We start from the raw sequence: 25714 nt of genomic DNA, 5'->3' as shown, positions 1-25714 counted from the left end.
GCTGGTGAAGCCTTTTTCATGAGCAGATTAATTCTAGAGAATGAATCGCGAGTCATATGTTTGCCGGGCCATCTCCATTCGCTATAGGAATGCCAAAGCCGTGTACCTTCATCCCGGCGATTTACGCAGCCGGGACAGGGCGAACAGGAAAAACACCGTGCCAATGGCCACTAACGCCAATAGCTGCGGCCAGACGATCGATAACCCTGCGCCACGAAACAAAATGCTTTGCCCCAGCATCACGAAGTGGGCGGTCGGTACTGCGAGCATGAGGGTCGCCTGCTTGGTCAAGCCAAATCCGCATGAAGCACCAAAGTCCCCTTTTCGGCTGATTTCGCCATGCGTGGGCTTCACTCGCTACTTTTGTAAAGGTAATTCTCTTAGTGTCCAGTCGACCAACTCGCTGGCGAGCTGGTCGGCGGCGCGGCCGAAGGCCTCGACTACGGCCTCTAGGCTGTCGTCATCACTGGGTGCCGCTACCTCGAAGCGTCGGCTGGCCAGTACCTCGTGGTTCGCCTCGTCGAGAAGCTGGACGTCAAGGCGCATTATTACCTCGGGCGTGCCCTTGCGGTAGCGGCTATAGAAGGCCCCTAGATGGCTCGCCAGGGTGGTGTCGCTGCGTGCCCGGCTGGCGTCGTCCACTACGGCGGCCAGGCGACCGTCGAGGCGGAAGGCTTCGATCAGATGATCGCGCACCAGTCGTGGGGCATCGTCACGCCAGCGTGCCCCGGCATAGACCTGGAACTCACCAGGGGGGGACATGACCAGTAGGCGCGGGCCATTCAACGGCGCCCCGGCGTTCGGTGTGTCGACCCGCAGAGTCAGGTCGCGGACGGCGTCAGAGGATGCCGACAGTGACGGTTCGGAGAGCGTGAACAGGCGTACCGGCTCGCGCTCGGGGAGCACATTGCAGCCCCCGAGCAGCATGGCCAGAATCAGGACCGGCAGTGCCATGGCGAGGCGTGGCATACGGGATGGATTCATGGGCTGAACTCCTGTATCTCGTCGCGGCCTAGTAAGGCTTCGGCCGGATTCTCCTCGAAGCGCCGCACCAGACGGTTCAGGACGCGCAGCGTAGCGTGCAGCTCGCGCATGGCCGGGTCGAGTTCACCCACGCCTTGAAGGCCCCGGGCCAGAGAGCCCTCGTGGCGTGCGGTCAGGCTATCCAGCCGGGCGGTAGTAGACTCCAGCGATTGCATCGCGCGGCGGGCACTCTGCAGAGCCTCGCCACCCTCCTTGTCCAGTAGGCCGTTGGCAGTCTCGCCCAGTCGGCTGAAACTTTCGAGGGCCGCCTCGAACTGCTCGCCGGCCCGTCCGAAGCGCGCCATGGCTTCGCCGAGGGCGTGACGCTGGTCGACCAACGCCCGCGAGACGCTCTCCAGGTTGCCCAGGGTGCGCGTCAGACTTTCGGCATTCTCTGCGGAAAGCAGCCGGTTGGCGCTGGTCAGCAAGCGCTCCACCTGGGCGAAGAGCTCCTCGCTGTTGGCGAGCAGCGAGCTCAGCGGCGAAGGTTCGGCCTGGATCAGTGGAGGATCGTCGCGGCCGCCTTGCAGGCGCGGACTCTGCGGGGTGCCGCCGAGCAGTTGGATGTTCATGGTGCCAGTGATGTTGGCCAGCGCCAGGCTGGCGCGGGTATCCTGCTTCACTGGAACGTCGCTATAGACGCGGATCAGCGCCCGTACCTGGCGCGGGTCCTGGGGGTCGAGGCGTAGCCTGACTACATCGCCGACCTCGATACCGCTGTACTGGACTGCATTGCCCTCGGCGAGCCCGCTGACGGCCCGGTTGAAGCGAATCTCGTACCAGGCATAGTCGCGGTCGACGCTGGACTTGCCGAGCCAGAGGGCGAACAGCAGCGCGCTACCCAGGGTAATCACCGTGAACAGTCCGATCAGCACATGATGAGCACGAGGTTCCATCGTCAGGGGCTCTCTTCTGGATGGGCCGCCCGATAGGCGGCGCGGCCTCGGGGGCCATGAAAGTAGTCGTGGATCCATTCATCGTCGGTGGCCGCGACGATGTCGAGCCGATCGGCAACCCGCACACGCCGGCGCGATAGCACGGCCACCCGATCGCAGGCGGCATAGAGAGTGTCCAGGTCATGAGTGACCAGGAAAACGCTCAGACCCAGGGCGTCGCGCAGGGTCAGAATCAGGCGATCGAAGGCCGCCGCACCGATCGGGTCCAGGCCCGCCGTCGGCTCGTCCAGGAACAGCACTTCGGGGTCCAGTGCCAGGGCACGCGCTAGCGCGGCCCGCTTGATCATGCCGCCAGAGAGTTCGGCGGGGTACAGGATCGCGACCTCCCCGGGCAGGCCGGCCAGGGCCAGCTTGACCCGGGCCAGGGCTTCGGCGTCGGCGCGGGGGAGTCCGGCGTGCTCGATCAGTGGCAGGGCGACGTTCTCCTGCAGGGTCAGTGAGGTGAACAGCGCACCACGCTGGAAGAGCACTCCGAAACGGCGTTCCACTCGGGAGCGATCCCGGGCGGGGAGCTGCGGGAGGTCTTCACCGAACACCTCGATGCGCCCGGCGCTGGGCCGCAACAGGCCGACGATGCTGCGCAGCAGAACCGACTTGCCGGTGCCCGAGCCGCCGACTACTCCGAGGATCTCGCCCGGGTAGAGGTCGAGATCGAGGTTCTCATGAACGCTGTGCTGGCCGAAGCGGTTGGCCAGTCCGCGAACCCGGATCAGTGGTTCCCGGGACGCGCTCACCAGCCCATCTCCATGAAGAACAGCGCCGCCACTGCATCCAGCAGAATCACCACGAAGATCGACTGCACCACGCTCGAGGTGGTGTGTTCGCCCACCGACTGGGCGCTGCCGCTGACCTTGAAGCCCTCCAGGCAACCGATTACTGCAATGAGGAAGGCAAACAGCGGTGCCTTGGCGAGTCCCACCAGGAAGTGGTTGAGCGGGATGTCACGCTGCAGGATGGCCAGAAACTGGATAAGCGAGATATCCAGGGCCTGCAGGCAGACCAGGGCACCGCCGAGAATGCCGCTCAACATGCCCACGAAGGTAAGGATCGGCAGGCTCAGCATCATCGCCAACACCCTGGGCAGCACCAGTAGCTCGATGGGATCGAGGCCGAGGGTACGCACGGCATCGAGTTCCTCGTTGGCCTTCATGGCGCCGATCTGGGCCGTGAAGGCGCTGGCGGTGCGACCGGCAAGCAGGATGGCGGCGAGCAGCACGCCGAACTCGCGAAGGAAGGCAAAGGCGACCAGGTTGACGGTGTAGAGGGTGGCGCCGAAATCGCGCAGCACCGTGGCGCCGAGGAAGGCCACCACGGCGCCCACCAGGAAGGTCAGTAGGGCGACGATGGGCAGGGCATTGAGGCCCGTCTGGTGCAACTGGGCCACCATCGAGGTAAGACGCCAGCGGCCCGGCCGCCAGCCAGTGGCGACGAGGGCGGCGAGCACCTGGCCGATGAAGCCGAGCAACTGGCGTTGCTGCTGCCAGATTCCCTCGACGAGCTGGCCGATCCGGGCCAGGGTGTCCCAAAGCGGTCGGCCGGGGCGCACCGTGGGAGGCGGGTTGTCGGCCATGGCTTCGCCCAAGGTGCGCAGCAGGGCGCGGCGTGTCGCCGGCAACTCGGGAGCCCTGTCGTCGATCTCGGCAAGCCATTGGGCACCGACGAGTTCCGCCAACAAGGCGGCGCCGGCGGTGTCCAGGGCGCCGAGTTCGGTGAGATCGATTGCCGCGGCGGTCATTTCACGCCGGGGACTGCGATCGAGTTCAAGGCGTAAAGCGGCGTAGTGCGGCAGGGTCCAGGCACCGACGATGGCCAGGCGATTGTCCTGCTGTTCGATGTGGCCCGGCTCGGTCATGGATGAAGGCATCTCAGGAGAGTCACGATTAGAGGCATCGGTAGGCATGGCAACAACTTGTGCTCTGTTCATCTTGTGTTCGCTCATCCCAGCGATTTACGCAGCCGGGACAGGGCAACTGCGAAAAAGACCGCGCCGATGACTACAAGCGCCAGCAACTGCGGCCAGACGATGGCTAGTCCGGCTCCTCGAAACAGGATGCTTTGCCCCAGCATCACGAAATGGGTGGTAGGCGCGGCGAGCATGATGTTCTGGATGAGTTCCGGCATGCTTTCGCGCGGTGTCATGCCGCCAGAAAGCACCTGCAGAGGCATGAGGGTCAGGATGATCAGCAGGCCGAGCTGAGGCATGGAACGGGCCACAGTGCCGAAGAAGATCCCCAGGGACGTGGTCGCGAACAGGTGCAGCGTCGTGCCCAGCAGAAACAGCGCTACGGACCCGGTAATCGGCACGTCCAGCCACTCTTCTACGATGAAGTGCAGGGCCAGGGCGGCGGCTACCAGCACCACCAATCCCATCGACCAGACCTTGGCGGACATGATCTCGAAGGGGGTCACCGGCATGACCAGCAGATGCTCGATGGTGCCGTGTTCACGCTCGCGGATTAGCGCCGCACCGGTCAGGATGATCGACAGCATGGTGATCTGGTTGATGACCGCATTTATTGCGCCGAACCAGGACTGGTACAGGTTGGGGTTGTAGACGGTACGTACGACCGCCTGGACGGGGGGGGAGGCGTCGGGGGCGTAACCGGACAGGAAGGTGGCGACTTCGCTGCTGACGATCTGCTGAATGTGGCCGGCGCCGGAAAAGGCCTGGCTGACTTGAGTGGCGTCGACATTGAGCTGGATCGCTGGCGACCTGCCTGCGAGTAGGTCGCGCTGGAAATCGGGCGGAATATTCAAGGTGAAGGTATAGCGCCCTTTGTCCATGCCAGCGTCCATTTCGGCATGGTTCGTCAGCACCGGTTCGAGAAAGTAGGGCGCCTGAAAGGCATCGATGATGCGCTGCGATGCTGGCGAGCGGTCCTCGTCGACCACCGCGATGGTGGCCCGATAAGGCGATTCCGGGATCCCGGTGGCGCTGGAGTGGATGCTGAGTGTGAAGGAGTAGACGATCAGCACCATCATTGCCGGATCGCGGAAAAGTGTACGCAGTTCCTTGAAGCCAAGGTGCAGGATGTTGGCAATGGCGTTCATCTCACCGCTCCTGCTTTTTCAGGCCCAGGATGCTCAGTGCTCCCAGGATGGGAATGGTCACTAACAGGGCCAGAAAATAGGGATAAAGATCGAGCAGCCCCAGCGCCTTGGAAAATACGCCCCGGCTAATGAGCAGAAAGTGGCTGGTGGGATAAAGATACCCGATGATCGCCGAGACCCCTTCCATGGCCGAGACAGGGTGCGTCATGCCCGAAAACTGGATGGCCGGTACCAGGGTGACGATGGCGGTGCCGAAGATGGCAGCAATCTGACTGTTGAACAGCGACGAGATCAGAAGTCCCAGTCCCGTGGCGCACATCACGTAGAGCAACGCACCCAGCGTCAGGACCAGCAGGCTGCCCTTGACCGGCACACCGAAGACGACGATCGAAAGCACTATCAGCAGGACGAAGTTGACCATCCCCATGGCCACGTAGGGCAGTTGCTTGCCAATCAGAAATTCCAGGCGGGTCACCGGCGTGACATAGAAATTGGTGATCGAGCCCAGTTCCTTTTCGCGCACCACCCCCAGGGCAGTGAGCATGGCGGGAATCATCATCAGCAACAGCGGGATGACCGCTGGGACCATGGCCGGCAGGCTCTGCACGTCGGGGTTGTAGCGATAGCGCAGGGCGATATCCACCGGTGCTCCGGCGTCCGACACGCCAGTGTTGCGTGCCAGTTCCTGCAGGTAGGCATTGTGGATGCCCTGCGCGTAGCCCTGAATCGTGCTGGCGCGACTCGGCATGGCGCCGTCGATCCAATAGGCGACCTGTGGCGAAGCGCCGCGCTTGAGGTCGCGTCCGAAACCGGGCGGAATTTCCACGGCGAGGCTGATATCGCCGCTGCGCAGGCGTGCATTCAGGTCGGCGTAGCTCTGCAGAGGCGGTTGTTCCTCGAAGTAGCGCGACCCGGACAGGTTGAGAATATAGTGCTGGCTGGTGGTGGTCTGGTCGCGATCGAGCACGGCGAAGGAAAGATCCTCCACATCCATGGTAATGCCGTAGCCCATGATGAACAACAAGATCAGCGTTCCCGCCAGGGCCAGTGTGGCGCGAATCGGATCACGACGCAGTTCCATGCCCTCGCGTCGGGCGTAGCTGAGCAGTCGGCGACGGCTGAAACGCGGCGGCGGCGTGTCTGCACCGGCCGGTGCCGCGGCGGGTGGCGCCTGGGGCGGTGTCGAGTCCGCCGCCGTATCCGGTGCCTGGCTGGCCTCGCGCAGATAGGCGATGAAAGCCTGTTCCAGGGTGTCGGCGCCGCGCGTCTCCTGGAGCGCCTGAGGCGTATCGCTGGCCAGTACCCGGCCGGCGTGCATCAGCGAGATGCGGTCGCAGCGCATGGCCTCGTTCATGAAGTGGGTGGAGATGAAGATGGTGACGCCGTCCTCGCGTGACATCTTGACCAGTTGGGTCCAGAAATTGTCGCGGGCGACCGGATCGACACCGGAAGTCGGCTCGTCGAGGATCAGGATCTCCGGACGGTGGAGTACCGCAACGGCCAGCGACAGGCGTTGGCGCACCCCCAGCGGCAGCCTGCTGGGCAGGGCGTCGATGACGTCCTGCAGGTCGAACTGCTCCAGCAGCTCCTGACGGCGTGTCCGATAGTCGGCGGCGTCCATGTGGAACAGCCGGGCATGCAGGTCGAGGTTCTGGCCCACGCTGAGTTCGCTGTACAGCGAGAACGCCTGGGACATGTAACCGACCCGGCGTCGCGATTCGATGTCGTTGGGGTCGACCGCCTGGCCGAACAGCCGAGCCTCGCCCTCTTCGAACGGCAGCAGGCCGGTGAGCATCTTCATGGTGGTCGACTTGCCGCAGCCGTTGGAGCCGAGGAAGCCGAAGATCTCGCCACGTTCGATGCGAAAATCGACATGATCCACCGCGGTGAAGTTGCCGAAGCGCTTGGTCAGGCCATGGGCCTCGATGGCGATGTCGTCGTTGGCGGGTCGCGGTGGAATGGTCAATTGGCGGTGGCCGCGGCGTTTTTCCGTCGGCAGCAGTGCGACGAACGCCTCTTCCAGCGAGCTGCAGCGGGTCTTCTCGAGCAGCGCCCGGGGCGTGCCGGTATCGAGCACCTGGCCGTCGTTCATCGCCACTAGCCAGTCGAAGCGTTGGGCCTCGTCCATGTAGGCCGTGGCCACCAGGACACTCATATCGGGACGTTGCTGACGGATGCGGGCGATCAGGTCCCAGAACTGGCTGCGCGAGAGCGGATCGACCCCGGTGGTCGGCTCGTCGAGGATCAGCAGGTCGGGATCGTGGATCAGCGCACAGCACAAGCCCAGTTTCTGCTTCATGCCGCCAGAGAGCTTGCCGGCGGGGCGCTCGGTGAAATCGGCCAGGCCGGTACTGCGGGTCAGGTCGGCAATGCGCCGCTCGCGCTCGGCCCGCTCCTGGCCGAACAGGCGAGCGAAGAACTCGAGGTTCTCGCGTACGGTCAGCGTCGCATACAGGTTCTTGCCAAGTCCCTGGGGCATGTAGGCGATGCGCGGCCCCGTGAGGCGGCGATGCTCTGCGTTCGCCATGTCACCCCCGAGCACTTCCACGCCGCCTGCCTGGAGGCGTCTGGCCCCGGCGATCAGCGCCAGCAGGCTCGACTTGCCAACGCCATCGGGACCGATCAGCCCGACCATTTGCCTGGCCGGGATCTCGAGGCTCACGTCGGCCAGGGCCACCGTGCTGGCGTACTGCAGGCCGACGCTGTGCAGCCGTATGACGACATTCCCAGTCATGACGAAATGTTCACCTGTAGGGAGTCGGGCCACTCGGCGTCAGGATCGAGCTTGAGGTAGGCCATGCCGGGCAGGCCGGTCTTGACCTGGTCGAGATGATCGCGCAACAGCTGCGGATCGATGCGTGCGCGAATACGGAACATGAGCTTTTCCCGCTCACTGGCGGTTTCCACCGTCTTGGGGGTGAACTGCGCGGAGCTTGCGACGAAGCTGACCCGGGCGGGAATCACGTAGTCGGGCGCGGCATCCAGAATCAGGTGTACCTCGTCACCGAGCGCCACGCGACCGGCCTGCGAAGTGGGCAGGAAGAACGTCATGTAGACGTCGGTCAGGTCGATCAGGTTGAGCACCTTGCCCCCGGCGGCCAGCACTTCGCCCGGCTGAACCACGCGATACTGGACGCGAGCCAGGCGGTCGGCACGCAACTCGCTATCCGTCAGGTCCGCCTGCACCCGTTCCACCCGGGCCTCGGCGGCCTCGATGGCGGATTCGGCCTCGATGACCTGCGAGCGGGACGCCGCGCTCGTCGCCTGGGCTGCCGCCACCTGGGCTCTGGCAGCCGCCAGTGCAGCCTGAGCACTCTGCATGGCAGCGCGGTCGTCATCCACCTGCTGACGGGAGATAGCGTTGCGCTGAAGCAACGTGTTCGAGCGCTCGAAGCGCTTGCGGGTCGCAGTGAGTTCCGCCTGGCGCTGCTGAACGACCGCCTCGGCGGAGGCCTCGTTGCTTTCGCTCTGGGCCACCATGGCATGGGCGGTCTGCAGGGCATTGCGGGCACGCAGCGCCTCGGCCTTGGCTTGGCTGAGCTCCGCCTGCAGGGTGCGGGTGTTCATGCGCGCCAGCACCTGGTCGGGCTCGACGAAATCGCCTTCGTCGACGAGGATCTCCTCGACCCGGCCGCTCAGTTGGGTGGCGATATCGATTTCGGTGGCCTCGATACGTCCGTTGCCGCTGGCGATGGCGTCGCCCAGGCCACTGGGGCGCAGCTCATACCAGGCGACAAGGCCGATGGCACCTAGCAGGACGACGAAGAGCAGAGCTTGGATAAGTCGCTTACGGTGTGGTCGATTCATGATATTGACAGGCTCCGGTCGCCATGGGGCAGGGGCTGTAAAAGCGGTGTGATGGCATAAGGAAGCATACATTCAGGCATGTATGCTGTTCCCGGTCAAGGCGTGCAGCGGCCAGCGACGGTGCTGCGCCCGGTCGAGTCGCCGCTCAGCGATACTCGATTCCTGCTGTCGACAGGCTGATGCGCGTCCCGGCCGTACCCTGGACAATGGCCTCGATATCCGCCAGGGAGCCGATGACGGCCTCCTTGCCGGTGCGACGGGCGAAGTTGCAGGCGGCCTCGATCTTTGGACCCATCGAGCCTGCCGCGAAAGGCAACTTCCCCAGCGCATCGGGATGAGCGCGGGCGATGGCCCTTTGGGTGGGCTGGCCCCAGTCGATATACGCAGCATCGACATCGGTGGCGATGACCAGCAGGTCACTGGCGAGTTCCTGAGCGAGGAGTGCCGAGCATGAATCCTTGTCGATGACCGCTTCGATACCGTGCAGTTTGCGTCCCTCATCGTAGGTGGTCGGGATACCGCCGCCGCCGGCGCAGATGACGACGCTGCCTTTCTCGAGCAGCCACTTGATGGGACGGATTTCGAAGATGCGTTTGGGCCGCGGGCTCGCAACCACGCGGCGAAAAGCCTCGCCATCGGGGGCGATGTCCCAGCCCTTTTCCTTGGCCAGACGCTGAGCCTCCTTCAGCGAGTACACCGGCCCGACGGGCTTGCTCGGATGCTGAAAAGCCGGGTCGGCGGCATCCACCTCGACCTGGGTGAGAAGGGTGGCGAACGGGACCTCGACAGGCAGCAGGTTGCCCAGTTCCTGCTCGATCATGTAGCCGATCATGCCTTCCGTCTGGGCACCGAGTACATCCAGCGGGTAGGGGGCTACATCGCTGTAGGCTGCGCTCTGCAGGGCCAGCAGGCCGACCTGGGGACCATTGCCGTGGGCGATCACCACTTCGTTGCCGGGAATGATCCTGGCAAGTTGGGCACAGGCGATGCGTACATTCTCGCGCTGGTTGTCCGCCGTCAACGGCTCACCCCGGCGAAGCAGGGCATTGCCGCCCAGGGCAGTGACGATGCGCATCGTGTTTATCTCCGTGTCGCGACTGTCAAATATCACCAAGGGTGGCGACCAGCACCGCCTTGATCGTGTGCATGCGGTTCTCGGCCTGTTCGAAGGCGATACAGGCCGGGGATTCGAAGACCTCCTCGGTGACCTCGACGCCGTTCGCCAGCTCGGGGTATTGCGCGGCGATCTGCTTGCCGATCTTGGTATCGGCGTTATGGAAGGCAGGCAGACAGTGCATGAACTTCACCCGAGGGTTGCCGCTGGCGTCCAGCAGGGCCTTGTTCACCTGATAGGGCGTCAGAAGCCGGATACGCTCGCCCCAGGTCTCCATGGGTTCGCCCATCGAGACCCAGACGTCGGTATGGATGAAGTCGACGTCCTTGACCGCCTCGGCGGGCGTTTCGGTGAGTGTCAATCGACCGCCCGATTCCTCGGCGAATCGTCGACATGCCTCGACATGCTCGGCATTCGGCCACAGTTCCTTGGGCGCCCCGATGCGAACGTCCATGCCCAGCTTGGCGCCGATCAGCAGCAGCGAGTTGCCCATGTTGTTGCGCGCATCGCCCAGGTAGGCGTAGCGAATCTCATGCAACGGCTTGTCGCTGTGTTCGCGCATGGTCAAGACGTCGGCGAGCATCTGGGTCGGATGGTATTCATCGGTCAGGCCGTTGAATACCGGGACGCCGGCATGCCTGGCCAGTTCCTCGACGATTGCCTGGCCTGAACCCCGATACTCGATGGCATCGTACATGCGCCCCAGGACCCGTGCCGTGTCCTTCATCGTTTCCTTGTGGCCGATCTGGGAAGAAGTGGGGTCGATGTAGGTCACGTTGGCGCCCTGCTGATAGGCGGCCACCTCGAAGGCGCAGCGTGTGCGGGTCGAGGTCTTCTCGAATATCAGCGCGATGTTCTTGCCCTTCAGGTGCTGCTGCTCGCTGCCGGTGTACCGGGCGCGCTTTAGATCCCGGGAAAGATCCAGCAGGTAGCGCAGCTCGCGGGGGCTGTGATGCATCAGGCTGAGCAGGCTTCGGTTATGCAGATTGAAGGCCATGGCAGGCTCCTCGATGAAATATTGAACAGGACTTGCAGTCAGTAACCTGCGGGGTCTCGTATGATCGGGCAGGTCATGCAATGGCCGCCCCCGCGGCCGCGGCCCAGTTCGCTGGCGTCGATCGTGATGACCTCGACCCCGGCCTTGCGCAGCAGCGTATTGGTGTAGGTATTGCGGTCATAGCCGATGACCACGCCGGGCTCCAGGGCCACGACGTTATTGCCGTCATCCCACTGTTCGCGCTCGGCCTCGTAACTGTCGCCCCCCGTCTGGACCGTGCGCAGCTTTTCAAGGCTAAGCGCCTGTGCCACGACCTCGAGGAAGCCCTGCGTTTCGCGACGCACGTCGATGCCGCCCGGCTTGCTTTTATCCGGGCGCAGGCTGAACGCAACAATGGACTGCACGGCCTCCGGGTAGACCGTCACCAGGTCGTGATCGCAGAAGCTGAATACGGTATCCAGGTGCATGGCGGCACGGGATTTCGGCAGGCCCGCGACGATGACTCGCTCGGCCGCCCCCTGCTTGAACAGGGACTGCGCAAGCTGGCCTATCGCCTGCCGCGAAGTCCGCTCGCCCATGCCGATCAGCACGATGCCCTTGCCAAGTGGCATGACGTCGCCGCCCTCCAGCGTCGCCATGCCATGGTCGCTATCGGGATCGCCGTACCAGACCTTGAAACCGGCATTGGCGAATTCGGGGTGGAACTTATAGATCGCAGTGACCAGCAGGGTTTCCTGACGGCGTGCCATCCAGTGCATGGGATTCAGCGTCACGCCGCCATAAATCCAGCAGGTAGTATCCCGGGTGAACAATGTGTTCGGCAGCGGGGGAAGGATAAAGCTCGAGTGTCCGAGGTAATCGCGGAACATCTTGACGATCTCGCTGCCATGATCGCCTGGAAGATCGTCCCCCGAGACCCCGCCGATGAGAAATTCGGCGAGTCGGCGTGGCTCTTGTTCTTCCAGCCAGGCGCGGACTTCCTGTTGCAGGCCCAGGCCTACCAGATTGGACGTGACCTTTCGATCGAGAATCCATTGGAGGGCGTCGGGGTTCTTTACCGTCTCAGCCAGCAGGTTGTGCATTTCGAGGACTTCGACGCCGCGCTCGCGCATCTTGGTGACGAAGTCGAAATGGTCGCGCTTGGCCTGGTTGACCCAAAGCACGTCGTCGAAGAGCAGGTCGTCGCAATTGCTGGGCGTGAGTCGCTGATGGGCCAGCCCTGGCGAGCAGACCAGCACCTTGCGCAGTTTACCGATTTCCGAATGAACGCCGAGTTGCAGGGGGGCAGTCATGAAATTCTCCTTGGACTATGCCGACTCAGCCGGCTCTTTAAGCGTCTGGGTTCCAGGCTCAAAGCGACAGATAACCGGTGTACAGGCCATAGGCGGCGAATGCGGCACCGGCCAGCACGACAGCGAAGATCAGCTTCTCTAAGGGACGAAAAACCGGCCGGTTCTGCTCGCGCTTGGCCTGGGCGAAGAACAGCGCGCCTGGAGCGTAGAGCAGCGCCGAGAGCAGGATGTATTGAACGCCTCCCGCATAGACCAGCCAGGCACTGTAAAGGACGGCAATCAATGCGATGAGCAGGTCCTTGTTACGTTGGCGACGCTGAGATTCGTAGGTTTCGCCTCGCCAGCTCACCAGCACGGCATAGGCCGCTGACCAGAAGTACGGCAGCAGGATCATCGAGGTGGCCAGATAGAAAAGACTGAGATAGGTGGATTCGCTGAATAGCGTAACGATCAGAAATATCTGGATCAGGCCGTTCGAGACCCACAGCGCGTTGCTGGGGACCTGATTGCGGTTCTCCTTTTTCAGGAAGTTCGGCATGGTATGGTCGCGTGCGCCTGCGAAAAGAATCTCCGCGCACAGTAGCGTCCAGGCCAGCAGGCCGCCGACCAACGATACCACCAGCCCAACACTGATCAGGATGGAGCCCCAACGGCCCACAACCTGCTCCAGCACACCCGCCATGGAGGGGTTTTGCAGGGCGGTCAGTTCAGGCTGTTGCATGATGCCCATGGAAAGCACGTTCACCAGAACCAGCAGGAGAAGAACGCCGAGAAAACCGATCACCGTGGCCTTGCCGACATCGCTGCGCTTCTCGGCCCGGGCCGAATAGATGCTTGCTCCCTCGATGCCGATGAATACCCAGACAGTGACCAGCATCATGTTCCTGACCTGGTCCATTACGCTGCCCAGTTCGAGATTTCCTTTGCCCCAGAAGTCGGTGAAAAAGATGTCGGCATCGAATGCAAATAGCGTAATGATGACGAACAGCACCAACGGCACGATCTTCGCCACGGTCGTGACGAGGTTGATGAAGGCGGCTTCCTTGATTCCGTTCAGTATCAGAAAGTGAATGCTCCACAGCAGCAGCGAGGCACACGCGATGGCGATCGGCGTATTGCCTTCGCCGAAGATGGGGAAAAAATAACCCAGGGTGCTGAACAGAAGGACGAAATAACTGACATTGCCGAGCCAGGCACTGATCCAGTAGCCCCAAGCGGACGAGAAACCCATGTAGTCGCCGAAGCCCGCCTTGGCATAGGCATAGATGCCCGAGTCCAGATCGGGCTTGCGGTTGGCCAGGGTCTGGAAAACGAAAGCCAGGGTCAGCATGCCTATGGCGGTGATCACCCAGCCGATCAGTACCGCACCCGCGCTGGCACTTGCCGCCATATTCTGTGGCAGCGAGAAGATGCCTCCGCCGATCATCGAGCCGACAACAAGCGCGACAAGCGCTCTGAGTTTCAGTGTTCGTGTAGCCTGGGTCATTTTAGCCTCACACGGAAGAGTGGCCGTTCATGTGACAAGCATGGATGGCCAGGTCTCTATTGGGTGGCACGGTCGATTATAAAGTTGGAGACGCCTGTTCCGGGCTCATGTAACCGACCTGTTATTGCAGGCTGCATCATAGGCGATAAAACCCTTATAAAACTTGCTCTAAATCAACCAGCGTTTAAATAGGACGACCGTTGCCGATATAACTGCTCCCAGGCACCCGAGGTTTGCGATGCATTGGGGGCGGGGCGGCCCAACGTCGCATCCAGGCATGCTCTGAGCAGCGCTTGGGAACTCCTCGCCATCGGCAACCTCTCCTGGCCGATCGGCGATGGATCGGGTACAGCCAAATATGCCAAGATTATTTCAGACAACTAATTAGTTGCTCTAGATCAATTGTCGGCCGGTAATATCTCCCGTCACTTCAATAACTTCCCAGCAAGAGGCTATACGCTACAATTGTGCATGCCGTGATCCCTGCTAGGCTCTGTCTGAAAAGTCGGCGAGCGAAGGACAGGCAAGGCAAAATCAGCGAAAAGGCGGACTGGGCTCGCACACAAGTTTACGGAGGTGTGAATGAGTATTTTGATCGGACTCGCGCCCGAGCTGATTTTTAACGCAGTATGGCCGAGCGCAGGCAGTTTTTCAGGCAGGGGCCAGGGAAGGCAACAAGAAAGCGAAACTAGGCAGGCACTCGGTGAGGTGGGCTAGGTCACATCCAGGTGCGGGAAAAATGACAATGAAGGCTATGGTGCTTGAGACAGGTGGCGGACCGCTCCAGGAGCGGGAGCGGCCAATTCCTATCCCTGGACAGGGGCATGTGTTGCTCAAGGTTGAAGCCTGCGCGGTGTGCCGCACTGACCTGCACTTGCTGGATAACGAGCTCCCCGATATTTCCTATCCCATCGTTCCTGGGCACGAAATCATTGGCCGCGTTGCTGGTCGTGGCCCCGGTGTTACGCTCGCTCATGGAATGCGCCTGGGCGTTCCGTGGCTGGGATACAGCTGTGGTGAGTGCTGGTATTGTCTGCATGGACATGAAAATCTGTGCGACCGGGTCCGCTTTATCGGTTATCAGATCGATGGCGGCTTTGCGGAATATACCCTGGCTGATCAACGCTTCTGCTTTCCTATCGCTCCCGATTTCAGTTCGGCAGAAGCAGCACCGCTGATGTGCGCTGGCCTGATCGGTTACCGTTCCTTGAGTATGTGAGGCTTGATGTCGATTCGTAACCTTGATGCGCTATTTTCCCCCGCCACGATTGCTCTGATTGGTGCCAGCAATCGTCCTGGTTCAGTGGGCGCTGTGCTGGCACGCAATCTCTTCGATGCCGGCTTCGCGGGGCCTATCCTGACCGTGAACCCAAGAGAACGGGCCATTCGCTCGACCCTGAACTACCACTCCGTCAGTGAATTGCCGCTGGCACCGGATCTGGCGATTATCGCGACTCCTCCCGATACCGTCCCCGGGCTCATCAAGGAGCTTGGTGAGCAGGGCTGTCGTGCCGCGGTGGTGATCACGGCAGGCTTCGGCGAGGGGGAACGTGCGGATGGCAAGGCGCTCAAACAGGCCATGCTGGAGGCGGCCAGGCCCTACCTGATGCGCATCGTCGGGCCCAACTGCCTGGGCATCCTGGCGCCGCACCGGGGGATCAATGCCAGCTTTGCGCATATCACGCCAAAGAAAGGCGACGTGGCCTTCGTGACGCAATCTGGTGCCGTGGCGACAGCTATTCTAGATTGGGCCTCGGCGCGCGGTATCGGCTTTTCACATGTGGTTTCCCTCGGTTCGATGAGTGATGTCGACTTCGGCGATATGCTGGACTATCTGGCCCTCGACCCCCACACGCGTTCCATCCTGCTCTATGTCGAGGCCGTTACCGAGGCACGCAAGTTCCTGTCAGCGGCCCGCATGGCCTCGCGCAACAAGCCTGTGGTGGTGGTCAAGGCCGGGCGCAGCGATGCCGGTGCCAAGGCGGCGTTGTCGCATACCGGCGCGCTGGCCGGCTCCGATATTGTCTATGACGCTGCGTTTCGGCGAGCGGGTATGTTGCGGGTTCACACGCTCGACGAACTTTTCCAGGCTGCGGGTACGCTGGCCACCGGCATTCGCGTGAAGGGCGATCGGCTGGCTATCCTCACCAATGGTGGCGGGATCGGTGTGCTGGCAGTCGATGAACTGGCCGACATGGATGGATGTCTGGCAGAGCTTTCCGAAACGACGCTGGCGCGCCTGGATACCTTGCTTCCCAAAGCGTGGTCGCATGCCAACCCCGTCGACATCCTTGGTGATGCTCCCGGACAGCGCTACGCAGGCGCACTTGAAGCCTTGCTCGATGAGCGCAATGCGGACGCGATCTTCGTCATGAACTGCCCCGCGGCAGTCGCCGATAGTCTGGATGCTGCCCAGGCCGTGGTCGAGACACTCGGCTCGCGACGATCGCCAGTACTGACCTGCTGGTTGGGTGAAGGCGCACCTGCCGAGGCCCGGCGCTTGTTTGCTGCGAAACGCATTCCATCGTATGAAACGCCGGAGCAGGCCATCAGGGCCTTCTGGCACCTGTCTAGCTACTGGCGGAACCAGCAGACCCTGATGGAGACGCCTCCAGCCGTTTCCGATGCCATCACCACTGATCAGACCAGGGCGAACGCTATCATCGATAGTGTGATCGAGGATGGACGTAGCGTGCTGACCGAGCCTGAGGCGACAGGAATACTGGTGGCTTATGGCATTCCGACAGTACCGGCCATCACGGTGCGAACCCCCGAGGAAGCCCGCGAGGCGTCAACAAAGCTGGGTTTCCCGGTCGTGCTGAAGATCCTTTCTCGCGATATCTCGCACAAGTCGGATGTAGGGGGCGTACAACTGAATCTGGCCTCGCCCAATGCCGTGGTGCAGGCGGCCGAGGATATGCTTGCCACGGTACGCCGAGTCGCACCCGGAGCGCGGATCGATGGCTTCAACGTTCAGCCGATGATTCGCCGCTCGGGAGCGCATGAGCTAATTCTGGGCGTTGCTGAAGATAGCGTCTTCGGTCCGGTCATCCTGTTTGGCCAAGGAGGCACGGCGGTGGAGGTCATCGGCGATCGGGTTGTCGGTCTCCCGCCGCTCAACCCTCTCCTGGCGCGGGATATGATCCATGCAACACGCGTCTCACGCCTGTTGCATGGCTATCGCGACCGCCCGGCGGCGGACATCGAAGCGATCACGCTCACACTCATCAAGTTGTCGCAATTGATCAGCGACCTGGACCGCGTGGTCGAACTCGATATCAACCCGCTGCTGGCCGACGCTTCGGGCCTGATCGCCCTGGATGCACGCATCGTGGTCGAGTCCGAGCGTGGCCAGCGGCGTCCGCTTGCCATTCGCCCGTACCCGCAACACCTCGAGCAGAACATCGAGGCGCGCAATGGCCAGCGCTATTGCCTACGCCCCATTCGCCCCGAAGACGAAGGCGCACTGGTCGACATGTTCCGTCATTCTTCACCCGCTGATGTTCGACTGCGGTTCTTTGGGGCCATTCGAGGGCTCGATCATGCCTTCGCCGCTCGCTTGACCCAGATCGACTACGACCGGGAAATGGCCTTCGTCGCGATGCCGCCAGGCAAGCAGGACATCGTCGGTGTTGTCCGCCTGTCTGCCGACCCCGACAAGGAAAGAGCCGAATTTGCGATCATGGTGCGCAGTGACATGAAAGGAGCCGGGCTTGGCTATCGGCTCATGCAGCAGATCCTCGACTATGCCCGTGACACCGGAATCCGGCAGGTATTTGCCGATGTGCTGCGAGAAAACCATGCCATGCGGCAGATCACGGAAGAGTTCGGCTTCATGGCCCAGCCATCGGACGATGGAGGGGACACCCTGACGGTTACTCTCAGTCTGTAACCCTGGATTCATAGAATAACCGCAGCACTTTGGTCACCACGGTGGAGGCAGGAGGGCCAGCGCCGGTACCCTTCTCGGCTCACCGACCAAAGTGATGCAGAGCATTGGATACCGAAAGCTGACCCAGACCCAATGATACCAGATCCACGCCCGCTATGACTTGGGTATCAGCCAGCGCCAGATCGGCAGGGAGCTTGGCCTACATAGCAGTACGATCAGCCGTGAACTGCGGCGCAACGACATCTCCGGTGGCTACGATCCCGACCAGGCCCAGACCCTCAGTGATCGCCGGCGCCGTACCGCCTGGAAGAGAACCAAGCGCCTGCCAAGCCTGATTGCCGCTGTTGTCGGCCGGCTGCATGAGGAGTGGAGCCCACAGCAAATCAGCGGCTTCATCGCGCCCCTGGCAGGCGTAGGCGTCAGTCATTAGTGGATCTACTCCTTGATTTGGGATGACAAGGCACAGGGTGGCGATCTCTGGCGGAATCTCCGCCAGCCCAAACGCCGCAGCAAGCACCGCGCTCAGGCCAAGAGCGCTGGGCTGGGCAAGATCCCTAACCGGGTAGGGATCGAGCACCGTCCGGCTGAGGCTGATGACCGGCGTTTCATCGGCCACTGGGAGGGCGACACCGTGATCCAGGGGCACAAGCAGTCGGGCCTAGTCACGCTGGTCGAGCGTCGCAGTGGCTATCTGCTGGCGGCACGTCTGCCAAGGATCTCCGCGGAGCTGACGAAAGCGGCCATGATCCGCCTGTTGAAGCCTCTCCGGGGCGCTGTCCAGACCATCACGCTGGACAATGGCTCGGAATTCGCCGACCACGAAGCCGTGTCCAAGGCGGTGACGGCGGCAATATACTTCTGTGATCCGTACTGCTCCGGGCAGCGTGGGACCAACGAGAACACGAATGGCCTGATACGGCAGTACTTTCCCAAGGGAACAGACTTCCGCCAGGTCACCGATACTGAGTTGCGCAGGGTGATCAGGAAGCTGAATGACCGTCCTCGGAAACGCCTAGGCTATCGGACACCGGCACAGGTGTTCCTGGGGGAATACTCAGGAGCCCTAAATACCGCAGGTGCTGCGCTTATTGCTTGAAGTCAGGGTCCAAAGTGCTGCGGTTATTCTATGAATCCAGGAATTAGAGTCCGACCTAACCGGAGGACGAACAATGAAGCGAGCGAGATTAACAGAAGAGAAGATCGTAAGTATCCTCAAGGCCAACGAGCACTGCGTCTCGATCGCCGAGCTGGCCCGTCAAAAACGGCGTGACCGAACAGACCCTTCGCTGGAAGGCCAACTAGAGCAGCATAGAGGTCTCGGAGGCCAAGCGCCTCCGCGAGCTTGAGTCGGAGAACGCCAGGCTCAAGAAGCTGTTGTCGGAAAGCGCTATCGACAATGCCGCGCTCAAGGAGATCGTCTTGGAAAGTGGTGATGCCCGAGCGAAGCGGCTGGCCAGCGCGCACTTCCTGGGCGACCACGGCTAAACTTTGACCGTGCTCGCCGGCACGGGCCGCTTTCACCTAGGCGTTGAGCGCCAGAATATTGGTCTGGAAGGTGATCGAGTCGGTCATGGCGATGATCTCGCCGATCTCGTCGCGACTCACCACCACGAGACGGCGGATCAGATTGCCCTCGCCCTGGCGATGCCCTGCATGGCGCTGGCGGTGCGGAAAATGGGCTGAACAGTGTGCGCCGGGTCAACTAGAAGGCGACAAGAACCACGCTAATGAACAGCACGACCCCGATTAGGATAGTCGCAGTCATTAGCTCGCGTAACTCGACGGCCTAGGTGGCTTCGACGTTGGCCATGGCCTCGTCGATCTCATATTGGTACCGGCGCCGCGCACCCAGCGTATCCGGCCGGTGAACACACCTTCCGCTGAGCCCCGACTTCGATGACGGTAGGTGTCCACCTATTCCTTAGTGGACACCTACCATGAGTGAGTTAAGCGTATTGGAGGCGCCTCGCAAGCGCCGCCGCTGTACGGCCGAGTTCAAGGCCAGGATCGCCGAAGCGTGCCAGCAACCTGACGCCTCGGTAGCCAGCGTCGCATTGGAGCATGCCCTGAACGCCAATCTGGTCCATAAATGGATCCGTGAGGCTCGGCGGTCGGCGCCGGTAAGTGATACCCCGGCGTTTATCCCGCTGCCAATGGCCAGCACCACAGCGCCGGTGGCGGCCCAGCGTCAGAATGTCGAGTCCATTCGCCTCTCGATTCCGGGCACCAAGGGAACAATAACTATCGAGTGGCCGGTAGCTGATGCAGAGGGTTGTCGGGCGCTGCTTCGGGACCTGCTGTCGTGATCCGTATCGACGCGATCTGGCTGGCCACCGAGCCGTTGGACATGCGCGCCGGCCCCGACACGGCCTTGGCTCGGGTCGTGAAGGTGTTCGGCACCGCTGCGCCTATCTGTTCGCCAACCGGCGCGGTAACCGCATGAAAGTGCTGATTCACGACGGTCTGGGCATCTGGCTCTGCGCCCGGCGTCTGAACCAGGGCAAGTTCCATTGGGCCGGCAACGGGTACGGCGACCGAGTGGAACTGTCGCCTGAGCAAGTGACGGCGCTGGTTCAGGGCCTGCCCTGGCAGCGCATCGGCCCGGCGGGGGCCATTTCGGTGTTGTAATAGCCGGCAAGTACCGGCACAGAACGCGGCGCCTGACCATTCGATGATCCGCGCATCCCGCTGTTGTCAGCGGACTGGCATAATCGGCGGATGAATACGTCGCCCGATCTGTCCCAGCTCTCACCCGATCAGCTCCGCCACCTGGCGGCAACGCTGATGGCGCAGGTCGAGGAAAAAGATCAGGCGCTGCGTCACAGCGAGCAGATCAACCAGAAGCTGACCCACGAACTGGCACTGCTCAAGCGTCACAAGTTCGGCCAACGCAGCGAGCATCTCAATGGGCTGCAGATCAGCCTGCTGGACGAGGGGGTCGATGCCGACATCGCTGCCATCGAGGCCGAGCTGGCAGAACTCGTTACCCCGGCAACGCCGCCCGCCATCCAGCAAAAGCCCAAACGCCAGCCCTTGCCCGACGACCTGCCGCGTGTCGAGATCCGACACGAGCCCGACAGCGAGCACTGCACGTGCGGCTGCCGGCGGCGCCGCATCGGGGAAGAGATCAGCGAGAAGCTCGACTACACGCCCGGCGTGTTTACCATCGAGCGGCATATCCGCGGCAAGTGGGTCTGCGACGGGTGCGAGACGCTGATCCAGACGCCGATGCCGGCTCACGTGATCGACAAGGGTATCCCCACCTCGGGGTTGCTGGCCCAGGTGATGATCGCCAAGTACGCCGACCATCTGCCGCTCTACCGGCAGGCACAGATTTTTGCCCGCGCCGGCGTGGAGATCCCACGCTCCACCCTGGCGGAATGGATCGGCATCTGTGGCGTGCGACTGCAGCCACTGGTCGATGCCCTGCGTGGAACCCTGCTCACCGAACCGATCCTGCATGCCGATGAAACGCCGGTGCCGATGCTGGCCCCAGGCAAGAAAAAGACCCACAGGGCCTACCTCTGGGCCTACGCCACTACCCCCTACGCCGAACTGAAGGCCGTGATCTACGACTTCGCGCCCGGGCGTGGCGGCCAGCATACCCGTGACTTCCTCGGCGACTGGCAAGGCAAGCTGATCTGCGACGATTACGGTGGCTACAAACAGAGCTTCGCCAATGGCGTCACCGAAGTGGGCTGTATGGCCCATGCCCGGCGCAAGTTCGTCGACCTGCACGTGGCCGGCAAGAGCCAGATTGCCGGGCAGGCCATCGAACTCATCGGTCAGCTCTACCAGGTGGAGCGCGACGCCCAGTCACTGAGTGCCGAAGAACGCCAACGGCTACGCGATACCCGGGCGAGGCCCATCGCCGCCACGCTGCACCGCTGGATGCTGGCCCATCGCGAGAAGGTCCCGAACGGTTCGGCGACGGCCAAGGCGCTGGACTATAGCCTGAAACGCTGGGCGGCGCTAGCGCGCTACCTGGATGACGGCGGGTTGTCGATCGACAATAACCGAGTCGAGAACCTAATCCGTCCCTGGGCGCTGGGCCGCTCGAACTGGCTATTCGCCGGTCACTGCGCAGCGGCCAGCGTGCCGCCAATATCATGAGCCTAATCCAGTCTGCCAAGCTGAACGGCCTTGAGCCCTACGCCTACCTGAAGGACGTGCTGGCTCGATTGCCAACGCAGAAAGCCAGCCAGGTTCACGAGTTGCTGCCCCAGCACTGGCAACCAGGCGACTAATTACCCGCAAAGGGTGGTCGCCGTTCGCTTACCGAAGGCGATTTATCACAACAGGTTGATGAACCGACCGCGGATCAACGCGATGCCCATCGAGCCCGCGCAGTGCCCGCGGTAATGGCGGCTGATGCACGGTTGTCCGATCAATGATCAAAACCGCTAATGACAGCCGGTAGGCACGCTTGCGGTTGATCACCAGGTCTTCCTGACGCAACAGTGCATGCCGTAGCAAGTAGCCTTTGCGGGGATAGCTCGTCGCGAAGGCTTACAGGCGTGTCCGAAGCAAGGTGATTCGGACCACTACGCATTACTAGACAGTTATAAAGTCGCTCCAGTCCTGCATCATCGACCGCCGTTTTTCGAACAGGTCACCTCGACGGTAGGCCGCTTCCACCTTGTTTTCGATGGTGTGAGCCAGAGCCATTTCGGCCACATCCCGTGGATAGCTGGAAACCTCACCTGACCAGTCGCGAAAGCTCGAGCGGAAGCCGTGGGGGACGTAATCGCCATGCACGCCACCGACGCCATACCCCATACCGCGCATCAGCTGCAGCATGGCCATGTTCGATAGGGGTCTACCGATCCGTGCACCTGGAAACACGTATGGATTACTCTGCACCCGCGGCAGGTCGGAAAGCAGTGACACTGCCTGGATGGATAGTGGAACCCTATGCTCCCGTCGCGCTTTCATGCGGTCGGCTGGGATCGTCCAGGTCGCTTTCTCGAGGTCTATTTCCGGCCACTGCGTGCGCAGGACTTCGGAAGTCCGCGTCGCTGTCAGAATTAGTAACTGCAGCGCTTTCGAGGAAATGCTGGTATAGCCTTGAAGCTCGGCCATGAAGACTGCCACTTCTTCGTATGGCATAGCCGGATGGTGGCTGACTGACTTGACCCGGGAGGGCTTGGCCAGCAGTTTGTCCAAGTGGCCTCGCCACCTGGCGGGATTGGATTCATCGCGGTACTTGTGAGCTGCGGCATAATCCAGGACGTTTTCGACTCGACCCTGTACTCGTTTCGCTGTTTCTGTTTTTGATGTCCAAATAGGATTGAGAATCGTTACGATATCTTGGGTGTCGATTTCGTCCACCGGCATATTACCAATTACCGGGCGAGCATACGTTTTCAGCGTGCTGACCCACTGTCGAGCATGCTTCGTATTGCGCCAACTACGCCGGTGGGATTGGATGTAACGGGCAGCGCAACTTGTAAAAGTAGGCGTAGAGGTCTCTTGCTGTTCTGCGTCTCTCGCCTGAATCGGGTCGGCTCCGTTCTTGGCGAGACGACGATAATGCTCAGCCTTGCGACGAGCATCAGCCAAGCTGGTGTTAGGGAAGCTTCCTAGCCCCATCTCACGCCGCTTGCCCTTCAGGGTGAATCGAAGCACCCACTTCTTTGCTCCGCCCCCTGAGACTACCAAGCGAAGCCCGCCGCCATCCTCGTGCTTGCCTTGTCCCGCGGTTGTGACCTTGCGCGGACTGAGCTTGTGTATTGCCATCGCTATCCTTTACTCTATGGAAGGGGCGGTAGTCCCCCATATGGCCCCCCAAGATGATTGGATTACGGTAGACCTCGCCGGACGTTGACGCAACACAAATTGTTGATATGTAATGGGGATGTAGATTGTGTAGGACATCGAGGGAAGCTAACGTAACGGACTCCCTCTCCGCCACAGGATTTTGAAGGGGATCAAGCACAGCTTGGTCCCCTTCGTCGTTTTAGGCTTTTGGGAAGGGTTTTAGGAATATTTCTGGGAATGCTTATAGAGTGAGTAGCTTCTCAATCATCTCGGGAACATCCTGCCCATCGATTCTGAGCCACTTTTCGTAGCGGCTCCGGCTGCGTCATTTGCTGTGCATGTAGTCGCAGCAGCTTGAGCAGGTAGGCGCAAGCGTCGTTGTTACTCAGTGGTGCATGCCGGTTTCCTTCATTCCCTGGCGTTTTGCGGTTTTGAGGACGAGCCGATCCGCCCTGCCGTCACGAAGGCCAGCGGGAGAAGGCTCCGCCTGATGGTGTTGTTTGGAGTTTAGCTCGAACCGAACATCAACTGGGCGAGCAGCGACTTACGGCAACTCGGGTCCATCGGGACGCGTACCTCGGGGTTGGATTGACGGCTGGAGGTGCTGGTAGTAGCAAACTCCACCAGCACCTTGCCAGCTCAGCCACATTAAGGCCGGTACATCGCGCATAGACCTCGTAGAGCGCAGGCGCGGGGGGCTTGCTGGTACGGGTAATGGCGCGCTCATGGCAGTGGGGGCAATAGATCCCACAGGTGCCTGTGCAATCCTGACCATGCGGCACGGGTGTGCATTGGCACCCTGGCGCAGTGTATTACTGGCCCATGCTACAGCTTCTGTCCAGTTTCCTTATGCTATCTTTCCCAGCCTGCGTATGAGAATTAATCCCGGTTAGTTCTAAAATTCTTATTAAATTTGTACAAACTTGATGTGAGTTATTGTTTTTTACAAAAAACGTGAGATCAGCCTAATTTTTTCCTTCCTGTTGCCGATATTCAACCTGCCTTTGGGAGAGGCGCGTGCCCTTGCGTTTGTTGCAGCGTAGTGAAGGCATTTTTGTTATCTAGGCTGGATTATCAAGGCTGACTAATCCTCCTCCTTACGAGATCAAAAGATGTCTAATTTGTTAAAAAACTTGACGGTTAAGTCAGGATTGACAGCCGTATTGGTATTATTTACGGCCTTGATTCTGCTCGTGGCTGCGCTTGGCTATCAATCCAGCACCCTGGGGGCTGGCTCGATAGACGAGCTGAACCGAATTAATGTACAGCAGCTAAACTCACTGAACCGCGCACAGGTCAACGTCGCGGATACCCAACTGTTCTTTCTGAACCATCTAGATGCATTGAACGAAGGAGATAAGGCCGCAGCGGCCATGTATCTGAATACGGCTGGAGAGAAGCTACAGGCGGCTCAACAACGTTTCGATGCTTTCGTTGCAGCTCCCAAAACCGTACAGGGCAAACCTATTGCTGATGCCGTTGAGACAGCTTTCTCTCAGCTCATTACGCAAGGGCTGGCCCCTCAGTATGAAGCACTCAAGCGCGGTAACGAGGGGGACTTCCGAGCAGCCAAGCGCGAGGGTGACAGGCTGAACTTGGCATATATTAAAGCCAATGAAACCTTTATCGATTTCGCCAGAACGCGTGGGCAGGAACTGCTGTCCGGTTTCCGTTCGACGATGACAACGTTTGCCTACATCGGCTTGGCGGCTCTGGGTCTGGTTGTCCTGTGTGTCGCGATGGTTCGTGTCGGGATAATGCGTGTCGTCATTCGTCCCTTGCAGGAAGCCGTGAACCACTTCGAGCGCATTGCCCAGGGGGATCTGTCGCACAAGATCGCCGATCGGGGTCGTAATGAGATTGGTCAGTTGTTTGCGGCCATGAAGCACATGCAGACCGGGTTATCCCAGACGGTTTCCGTGGTTCGTGACAGTAGCGGCTCGATCCATATCGGTACCCGTGAAATTGCCAGCGGCAATACCGATCTATCGTCTCGTACCGAGCAGCAGGCCGCGTCACTTGAAGAGACGGCAGCCAGCATGGAGCAGCTGACCGCGACAGTGAAACAGAACGCCGACAATGCGCGTCAGGGCAGTAGCCTCGCTAGCGAGGCCTCTGCCACAGCCGAGCGTGGCGGTGACGCGGTTGATCAGGTCATTGTGACTATGCGCGGCATTTCTGAAAGCTCGAGGAAGATTACCGATATCATCGGCGTTATCGACTCGATCGCCTTCCAGACTAAGAGTATCTTTCAAAACCGCCCCTGAAGCTTGTTCAAGCAGATCAGGGAACAGCCCAGCAATGTAAAGGCATAGTGGATATCGACACGCCGTTCA

General features: G+C 61.1%; 20 protein-coding genes and 2 pseudogenes. 9 read left to right on the top strand and 13 right to left on the bottom strand.

What is annotated here, in order from left to right; all coding sequences use genetic code 11:
- Window positions 1-108 precede the first annotated feature (108 nt).
- From BM194_RS15810 to arcD, 12 genes are all read right to left on the bottom strand, one after another.
- Complete coding sequence (locus tag BM194_RS15810; RefSeq protein WP_177223433.1) at window positions 109-270, bottom strand: hypothetical protein; 162 nt, start codon at window positions 268-270, stop codon at window positions 109-111.
- An 87-nt stretch (window positions 271-357) separates the two neighbouring features.
- Entirely contained in the window at window positions 358-984 is a 627-nt protein-coding gene (locus BM194_RS15805; RefSeq protein WP_092848712.1) for an ABC-type transport auxiliary lipoprotein family protein, read from the bottom strand.
- On the bottom strand, window positions 981-1919 hold the full coding sequence (locus BM194_RS15800; protein WP_092848710.1) for an MlaD family protein: 939 nt from the start codon (window positions 1917-1919) through the stop codon (window positions 981-983). The genes BM194_RS15805 and BM194_RS15800 overlap by 4 nt, the downstream gene beginning before the upstream one ends.
- A 2-nt stretch (window positions 1920-1921) precedes the next feature.
- The gene (locus BM194_RS15795; RefSeq protein ID WP_092848708.1) at window positions 1922-2713 is read right to left on the bottom strand and encodes an ABC transporter ATP-binding protein; all 792 of its coding nucleotides are present in this window, start codon (window positions 2711-2713) and stop codon (window positions 1922-1924) included.
- Complete coding sequence (locus tag BM194_RS15790) at window positions 2710-3831, bottom strand: ABC transporter permease (RefSeq protein ID WP_224415589.1); 1122 nt, start codon at window positions 3829-3831, stop codon at window positions 2710-2712. Before BM194_RS15790 ends, BM194_RS15795 begins: the two co-directional genes overlap by 4 nt.
- A gap of 83 nt (window positions 3832-3914) precedes the next feature.
- Window positions 3915-5030, bottom strand: a complete 1116-nt coding sequence (locus tag BM194_RS15785) for an ABC transporter permease (protein WP_092848704.1) — start codon at window positions 5028-5030, stop codon at window positions 3915-3917.
- Window position 5031: 1 nt separating this feature from the next.
- Window positions 5032-7764 carry a ribosome-associated ATPase/putative transporter RbbA gene (gene rbbA, locus BM194_RS15780; RefSeq protein ID WP_092848702.1) on the bottom strand — a complete coding sequence of 911 codons (2733 nt, stop codon included), beginning with the start codon at window positions 7762-7764 and terminating at the stop codon, window positions 5032-5034.
- Entirely contained in the window at window positions 7761-8837 is a 1077-nt protein-coding gene (locus BM194_RS15775) for an HlyD family secretion protein (protein WP_092848700.1), read from the bottom strand. The genes rbbA and BM194_RS15775 overlap by 4 nt, the downstream gene beginning before the upstream one ends.
- Window positions 8838-8982: 145 nt before the next feature.
- Window positions 8983-9912, bottom strand: a complete 930-nt coding sequence (gene arcC / locus BM194_RS15770; protein ID WP_092848698.1) for a carbamate kinase — start codon at window positions 9910-9912, stop codon at window positions 8983-8985.
- 25 nt (window positions 9913-9937) lie between these two features.
- Window positions 9938-10948 carry an ornithine carbamoyltransferase gene (locus tag BM194_RS15765; protein WP_092848695.1) on the bottom strand — a complete coding sequence of 337 codons (1011 nt, stop codon included), beginning with the start codon at window positions 10946-10948 and terminating at the stop codon, window positions 9938-9940.
- 38 nt (window positions 10949-10986) lie between these two features.
- The gene (arcA, locus tag BM194_RS15760) at window positions 10987-12240 is read right to left on the bottom strand and encodes an arginine deiminase (protein ID WP_092848693.1); all 1254 of its coding nucleotides are present in this window, start codon (window positions 12238-12240) and stop codon (window positions 10987-10989) included.
- Between the two features lie 58 nt (window positions 12241-12298).
- Entirely contained in the window at window positions 12299-13726 is a 1428-nt protein-coding gene (gene arcD / locus BM194_RS15755) for an arginine-ornithine antiporter (protein WP_092848691.1), read from the bottom strand.
- Between the two features lie 745 nt (window positions 13727-14471).
- Here arcD and BM194_RS15750 point away from each other — a divergent pair.
- From BM194_RS15750 to tnpC, 8 genes and pseudogenes are all read left to right on the top strand, one after another.
- Entirely contained in the window at window positions 14472-14945 is a 474-nt protein-coding gene (locus BM194_RS15750) for an alcohol dehydrogenase catalytic domain-containing protein (RefSeq protein WP_244890989.1), read from the top strand.
- Between the two features lie 6 nt (window positions 14946-14951).
- On the top strand, window positions 14952-17618 hold the full coding sequence (locus tag BM194_RS15745) for a bifunctional acetate--CoA ligase family protein/GNAT family N-acetyltransferase (RefSeq protein ID WP_092848690.1): 2667 nt from the start codon (window positions 14952-14954) through the stop codon (window positions 17616-17618).
- Window positions 17619-17760: 142 nt separating this feature from the next.
- Window positions 17761-18714, top strand: a pseudogene (locus tag BM194_RS15740) (IS30 family transposase).
- A gap of 392 nt (window positions 18715-19106) precedes the next feature.
- Window positions 19107-19301, top strand: coding sequence for a hypothetical protein (locus BM194_RS21145; protein WP_177223434.1), 195 nt, complete (start codon window positions 19107-19109; stop codon window positions 19299-19301).
- Between the two features lie 254 nt (window positions 19302-19555).
- Complete coding sequence (gene tnpA / locus BM194_RS15735) at window positions 19556-19924, top strand: IS66-like element accessory protein TnpA (RefSeq protein WP_092848688.1); 369 nt, start codon at window positions 19556-19558, stop codon at window positions 19922-19924.
- Entirely contained in the window at window positions 19921-20061 is a 141-nt protein-coding gene (locus BM194_RS20950; protein WP_244890988.1) for a hypothetical protein, read from the top strand. Before tnpA ends, BM194_RS20950 begins: the two co-directional genes overlap by 4 nt.
- Window positions 20058-20246: a transposase gene (tnpB, locus tag BM194_RS20945; protein ID WP_244890987.1), complete on the top strand. Its 189-nt coding sequence runs from the start codon at window positions 20058-20060 to the stop codon at window positions 20244-20246. Before BM194_RS20950 ends, tnpB begins: the two co-directional genes overlap by 4 nt.
- A 90-nt stretch (window positions 20247-20336) precedes the next feature.
- Window positions 20337-21865, top strand: a pseudogene (gene tnpC / locus BM194_RS15725) (IS66 family transposase).
- A 307-nt stretch (window positions 21866-22172) separates the two neighbouring features.
- On the opposite strand, the gene BM194_RS15720 reads toward tnpC, so the two are convergent.
- Entirely contained in the window at window positions 22173-23357 is a 1185-nt protein-coding gene (locus BM194_RS15720; RefSeq protein ID WP_092848685.1) for a tyrosine-type recombinase/integrase, read from the bottom strand.
- Between the two features lie 1133 nt (window positions 23358-24490).
- On the opposite strand from BM194_RS15720, the gene BM194_RS21040 reads away from it, so the two are divergent.
- The gene (locus BM194_RS21040) at window positions 24491-25645 is read left to right on the top strand and encodes a Tar ligand binding domain-containing protein (protein WP_280522554.1); all 1155 of its coding nucleotides are present in this window, start codon (window positions 24491-24493) and stop codon (window positions 25643-25645) included.
- Window positions 25646-25714: the final 69 nt, after the last annotated feature.

Source organism: Modicisalibacter xianhensis, assembly GCF_900113605.1.
Classification (GTDB): Bacteria; Pseudomonadota; Gammaproteobacteria; order Pseudomonadales; family Halomonadaceae; genus Modicisalibacter; species Modicisalibacter xianhensis.
This window is presented reverse-complemented; position numbering and strand designations above follow the sequence as displayed.

Coding starts and splice junctions, on each gene's coding strand:
- BM194_RS15810 (WP_177223433.1), bottom strand. CDS start 270: ATGCTCGCAGTACCGACCGCCCACTTCGTGATGCTGGGGCAAAGCATT.
- BM194_RS15805 (WP_092848712.1), bottom strand. CDS start 984: ATGAATCCATCCCGTATGCCACGCCTCGCCATGGCACTGCCGGTCCTG.
- BM194_RS15800 (WP_092848710.1), bottom strand. CDS start 1,919: ATGGAACCTCGTGCTCATCATGTGCTGATCGGACTGTTCACGGTGATT.
- BM194_RS15790 (WP_224415589.1), bottom strand. CDS start 3,831: ATGACCGAGCCGGGCCACATCGAACAGCAGGACAATCGCCTGGCCATC.
- BM194_RS15785 (WP_092848704.1), bottom strand. CDS start 5,030: ATGAACGCCATTGCCAACATCCTGCACCTTGGCTTCAAGGAACTGCGT.
- rbbA (WP_092848702.1), bottom strand. CDS start 7,764: ATGACTGGGAATGTCGTCATACGGCTGCACAGCGTCGGCCTGCAGTAC.
- BM194_RS15775 (WP_092848700.1), bottom strand. CDS start 8,837: ATGAATCGACCACACCGTAAGCGACTTATCCAAGCTCTGCTCTTCGTC.
- arcC (WP_092848698.1), bottom strand. CDS start 9,912: ATGCGCATCGTCACTGCCCTGGGCGGCAATGCCCTGCTTCGCCGGGGT.
- BM194_RS15765 (WP_092848695.1), bottom strand. CDS start 10,948: ATGGCCTTCAATCTGCATAACCGAAGCCTGCTCAGCCTGATGCATCAC.
- arcA (WP_092848693.1), bottom strand. CDS start 12,240: ATGACTGCCCCCCTGCAACTCGGCGTTCATTCGGAAATCGGTAAACTG.
- arcD (WP_092848691.1), bottom strand. CDS start 13,726: ATGACCCAGGCTACACGAACACTGAAACTCAGAGCGCTTGTCGCGCTT.
- BM194_RS15750 (WP_244890989.1), top strand. CDS start 14,472: ATGAAGGCTATGGTGCTTGAGACAGGTGGCGGACCGCTCCAGGAGCGG.
- BM194_RS15745 (WP_092848690.1), top strand. CDS start 14,952: ATGTCGATTCGTAACCTTGATGCGCTATTTTCCCCCGCCACGATTGCT.
- tnpA (WP_092848688.1), top strand. CDS start 19,556: ATGAGTGAGTTAAGCGTATTGGAGGCGCCTCGCAAGCGCCGCCGCTGT.
- tnpB (WP_244890987.1), top strand. CDS start 20,058: ATGAAAGTGCTGATTCACGACGGTCTGGGCATCTGGCTCTGCGCCCGG.
- BM194_RS15720 (WP_092848685.1), bottom strand. CDS start 23,357: ATGGCAATACACAAGCTCAGTCCGCGCAAGGTCACAACCGCGGGACAA.
- BM194_RS21040 (WP_280522554.1), top strand. CDS start 24,491: ATGTCTAATTTGTTAAAAAACTTGACGGTTAAGTCAGGATTGACAGCC.